This is a genomic window from Streptomyces violaceorubidus (genome assembly GCF_000717995.1).
Taxonomy (GTDB): Bacteria; Actinomycetota; Actinomycetes; order Streptomycetales; family Streptomycetaceae; genus Streptomyces; species Streptomyces violaceorubidus.
Genome location: NZ_JODM01000078.1, coordinates 1 through 4486, shown reverse-complemented (window position 1 = coordinate 4486; position 4486 = coordinate 1). Strand labels below are relative to the sequence as shown.

At 68.7% G+C, this 4486-nt stretch carries 5 protein-coding genes; 4 read left to right on the top strand and 1 reads right to left on the bottom strand.

Annotated elements, in window-relative coordinates; translation table 11 throughout:
- The first annotated feature begins 271 nt into the window (after positions 1-271).
- The 4 genes from IE94_RS0133900 (at position 272) to IE94_RS36555 (ending at position 3820) form a co-directional block, all read left to right on the top strand.
- The gene (locus tag IE94_RS0133900; protein ID WP_030192149.1) at positions 272-1321 is read left to right on the top strand and encodes a hypothetical protein; all 1050 of its coding nucleotides are present in this window, start codon (positions 272-274) and stop codon (positions 1319-1321) included.
- A gap of 59 nt (positions 1322-1380) precedes the next feature.
- Positions 1381-1989, top strand: coding sequence for an SIS domain-containing protein (locus IE94_RS36560; RefSeq protein WP_051777895.1), 609 nt, complete (start codon positions 1381-1383; stop codon positions 1987-1989).
- Between the two features lie 37 nt (positions 1990-2026).
- The gene (locus tag IE94_RS37400; protein WP_280922742.1) at positions 2027-2776 is read left to right on the top strand and encodes a D-glycero-alpha-D-manno-heptose-1,7-bisphosphate 7-phosphatase; all 750 of its coding nucleotides are present in this window, start codon (positions 2027-2029) and stop codon (positions 2774-2776) included.
- Between the two features lie 234 nt (positions 2777-3010).
- Positions 3011-3820 carry an IS5 family transposase gene (locus IE94_RS36555; protein ID WP_063829768.1) on the top strand — a complete coding sequence of 270 codons (810 nt, stop codon included), beginning with the start codon at positions 3011-3013 and terminating at the stop codon, positions 3818-3820.
- On the opposite strand, the gene IE94_RS0133880 is transcribed toward IE94_RS36555, so the two are convergent.
- Entirely contained in the window at positions 3759-4268 is a 510-nt protein-coding gene (locus IE94_RS0133880; RefSeq protein WP_051777898.1) for a hypothetical protein, read from the bottom strand. The genes IE94_RS36555 and IE94_RS0133880 overlap by 62 nt on opposite strands.
- Positions 4269-4486: the final 218 nt, after the last annotated feature.

Here is a 4486-nt window from a genome sequence, read left to right as displayed (position 1 = left end):
CTTGAACTGCGGCGGATAGTTCTTCATGACCACGAGATGTCCGTTCTCAGATCCTCAGGATCCATTGTCTCGTGTGTCCAAGATCCGGGGTCAAGGCCCGCCGTCATATGGGCACTGACGCCGACGGGCAACCTCTGCTTCGCTCAGGCCGCCGGGCGACTGCCGCCGGGCGTTCGCTACCCGGAGGTTCCCCGCCACGCGCGACACCAGGTCGAGTACGCCTGACATCGGATCCGGGATCGGGGTCCATAACCCACCGAACGGGGAAGGCATGAAAGCGTTCCTGTACCACTTCCATGGAATCGATGAGTTCGATTTTTCCAGCCTCGAGCCCGGCGATCTGCTCCGCGTGCAGAAGGCGGCGGCGTCACGTGGGTACGGCATCCTGCCCACCGTATATCTGCGGCGGGAGAACCTGCCCCGGCTGGTCGCAGTGATCAGGGAGTATCACGCGCTGCGGCAGGCGGATGCGGTGCCGAACATCGCCGGGTTCGCCATCGAGGGACCCCTGCTCGGCCCGCAGGGCGGTATACCGCGTGCCGGGCGCTGGTACCCCTCCGCGGAGGAGTGGGCCACGCTCGCGTCCATCGGCCCGCTCGGCCTGCGCTACATCGTGATGGCGCCCGACGCCATGGCGTTGGAGGATCACATCGACGACGGACTGACCCTCGCCGACCTCCTGGTCAGCTTCTACGAGCAGGGTGTACGAATAGCCGTCGGCCACTTCCACCGAGACGCCCCGCAGCGCAGCGCCGACCGCCTCCGGGCCGTGCTGGACTTTCTGCACGGCCGGTACGTCTCCTCGCCGTACCTGGTGCTGACCGACCACCTCTACAACGACACGCCGCGGAACTTCCAGCACGCTTGGCGTACTCCCGCCGAGCGGGCGCGCCGGGACGAGGAGCTCAAGCGGGTCCTCAGTCCGGATTGGCGCGAGGCGGACCTGTGCGAGTTACTCGGGCCGGTGCCGGCCGCGATGCTGGCCGCTGCCCAGGAGTCGCTGCTGTACCCGTGCATCAACTTCGACGGGCACCACGTGGATCTGGAGATCTGCCGCCGCACCGTCGACTACCTGGGCACTGACCGGCTCATCGCGCTGACAGACCACACGGAGGTCTCCACGATGGCGCAGGAGCAGCTCTCCCGCAGCGAACACAACCCTCTGTGGCTGCGCGATGACGGGGCTGTGGCCGCTGGTTCGAGCGGCTACGAGCAGCAGCGCCGGAACATCCTCTCTCTCGGACTTGGCGAAGCTGCCGTGCGGCGCATGTTCGTCACGAACCCGCTGGCAGCCATCTCGTACCAGGTCCGGGCAGCGTGAGCCAGGTGCCACCGGCCAGCGGTGAGAGTGAGCCACCCGGGGAGGGACGGCCGTCCGCGATGACCCACGACATGTTGTCAAGATCCCCCGCGGCCAAGACCGCGGCCGAGTACCTGAAGGGCCTGTCCACCCTGGCGCTCCGCATCGACATGGAGGCAGCCGGACAGGCGGCCGAGGAGATCGCCGCCACTCTCGTGGCCGGCGGCACTGTCTTCGTTGCAGGGAACGGGGGAAGCGCCAGCACAGCCAGCCACGTGGTGTGCGACCTGCTTGGCACGTGCCGGGTCACTGGGCACCCTCATGCGCGGGTCGTCGGGCTCGCGGACAACCCTGCGGTTCTCACCGCGTTAGCCAACGACACGAGCTTCGAGGAGGTCTTCGCCCACCAGGTCGTGTTGCAGGCCGCCCCCCGCGGTCTGTTGCTGCTGCTGAGCGTCAGCGGCAAGTCGTCGAACCTGCTGCGCGCGGCCGAGGCCGCTCGCGCCGCGGGGGCGCGGGTCGTCGCATGGGTTGGGGTAGCCGCCAGCTCGCTCGCGAAGTACTGCGATGTCTGCGTCAGCGTCGACAGCGACGACTACGGGCTGACCGAGGACCTGCACCTCGCGCTGAACCACATCGTCGCCCGGCGCCTCTGCGGCGGCGAACCACGCAGGTGCGGTCCGTCATGAGCCGCTCTTGCCGCCGTCTCGCCGCGGGCCGGCCCGGATGAACGGACCAGTCTTCCTCGCGGCGCCGGTCGGACCAGCACCGGCTGCCACCGGAAGCGGCGCCCCCTGGAGCCTGCTGTGCGATCGGGACGGCACAGTGATCGAGAATCGGAGCGACTACGTACGGGCTCCGGCGCACATCCGGTTCCTGCCGGGGGCGATCCGCGCGCTTCTGCGGGCCACCGAGGCGGGGGTACCCATCGTGCTGGTCACCAATCAGTCCCCGATCGGGAGGGGGCTGCTGTCCCTGCGCGACGTGGTGAACCTGCACCGACTGGCAACCGACGCGCTCTTCGACGAAGGAGTGCGGATCGCCGGGACATACCTCTGCCCCCACGCGCCGGCTGACCGCTGTGGCTGCCGGAAACCGGAACCTGGCATGGTCCGGGCGGCGATGGACCACTTCGGATTCGACCGATCGCGCACGGCACTGGTCGGCGATTCCGTCGACGATGTCCTCGCGGCCCGGCGAGCCGGTGTGCGAGGGGTCATGGTGCGTACGGGGCGGGGGGCACGGCACGCGCCCCAGTTGGCGGCCCTGCCCGAAGCGGCGGGCACACCAGTCGTGGCAGACCTGGCAGCGGCGGTCGAACGGCTCTGCCAGCTCCATCCCACGGCAGGCGGACCGCGCGCGACCGCCGAAGCCGACCGGGCCCACGCGACCGATCAAACCGACGCAACGTCCGCGCTCCGACCCGAGACGAGGGGAGCTGACTGGCTGTTCTCTATCCGCTCGGGTGGTCGGTGAGGTTCGAACAGGGGCATGGTCCGAGTGATTCTGCCGGTGCGGATGCATGGAAGAAGGGCCTCTTGGTAGCTCGCGGATGTCGAGTCCAGCGAGGAACAAGAGGCCCTGTTGTCGAAGTGTTGCGTGGTCACGGTTGCCGGGTCCAGCCCGTCCACTCCTGGGTGTGACTGTCTCGCCCACAGGTTCGGGAACGCGGCCGACCGCCCGGAGCGCCGGCCCCGGTACGACTCGGACATGAGCGATGACGAGTGGGCCCTGGTACGTGATCTGCTGCCGGTGCCGGGATGGCTGGCCGGCCGGGGCGGGCGGCCGGAGGGCTACTGTCACCGGCAGATGATCGACGCGATCCGCTACCTCGTCGACAACGGCATCAAATGGCGGGCGATGCCGTCCGATTTCCCGCCCTGGCCACGGGTGTACGCCTTCTTCGCCCGCTGGCGGGACGCGGGACTCGTGACCGAACTGCACGACCGGCTGCGCGGTGCCGTCCGCGAGGCCGAGGGCCGTGATCAGGAGCCGAGTGCGGCCATCGTGGACTCGCAGTCGGTGAAGGCGGACGCCACCGTGGCCCTCACCACGCGGGGCTTCGACGCCGGGAAGAAGATCAACGGACGCAAGCGGCACCTGCTCACCGACACGCTCGGGTTCCTCCTGGCCGTGCTGGTCACACCGGCGTCCACGACCGACCGGGAGGCCGCCCGGATTCTGCTGTCGGCGGCCAAGGGCCGCTTCGAACGGCTGTCACGGGTATGGGCCGACGGCGGTTACACCGGCCATCTCGTCGACTGGAGTGCAACGCAGCTCGGGATCGGCGTCGATGTCGTCCGTCGCGGCGACGACGTCAGCGGCTTCCAGGTCCTGCCCCGTCGCTGGGTCGTGGAGAGAACTTTTGCCTGGTGCCTGCGCAGTCGGCGTCTGGTCCGTGACTACGAGCGGTGCACCGACACCAGCGAAGTCGTCGTCCTGTGGTCGATGACCATGCTCATGAGCCGCCGCCTGGCCGTCCGGCAGCGGCAGCGTCTTGCTCCGGCAGAGGCAGCGTGAACCTGCCCGGCTTCTCTTCGACCAGCCAGCCCCGTTCCACCAGCCGCTTCAGTCGTGCTCTGGCTCCCTCGATGCGGGAGGCGGACGCGCTGTCCCAGCCCAGCACCACCGCTGCCCGCCGGGCACCCAGCCCGTCGCCTCCCGCATCGGCCGCAGCAGCCATCAACGCCTGGTAGTCCGGCGACAACTCCTTCACCTCGGTCGCGTTCTGCCGGTGAGGCACTGCCCGGCGCGGTCCGACCGGCCTCTTCTGCAACACCTCGCCGGCCACCACGGCGGGCGCATCCGTCTCAGCCAGTGCCTCCAGATACTGTTCCAGGCCGATCACCCGGCGCCGGTGCACCTCTTCCGCGTCCGCCAGAGCCGCCCGCACTCGTTCCAACTCGGCTTCCAAGTGCTTCACCTCCGCGGCTGCGGCCTTCTGCCGCGTTTCCAGAACCGCCCGCATCGACGGCATCCGCCACCTCCACGACATCTCGTCCGGCAACGAGCCGAGACTGCCGCGGCAGCAGCTGCTTCAAGCCTGACCAGCGAAGACGTCACACGAGGTTCGGAAAGAGAACGGCCTCTGAGCTTGTTCTTTATCTACCAGGACCTGCCAGGCTTGCCGATGGCTTTGAGAGTCTCGGGGCGCTTGACGGTTTTGCCGACGTCGTAGCGGGGTGC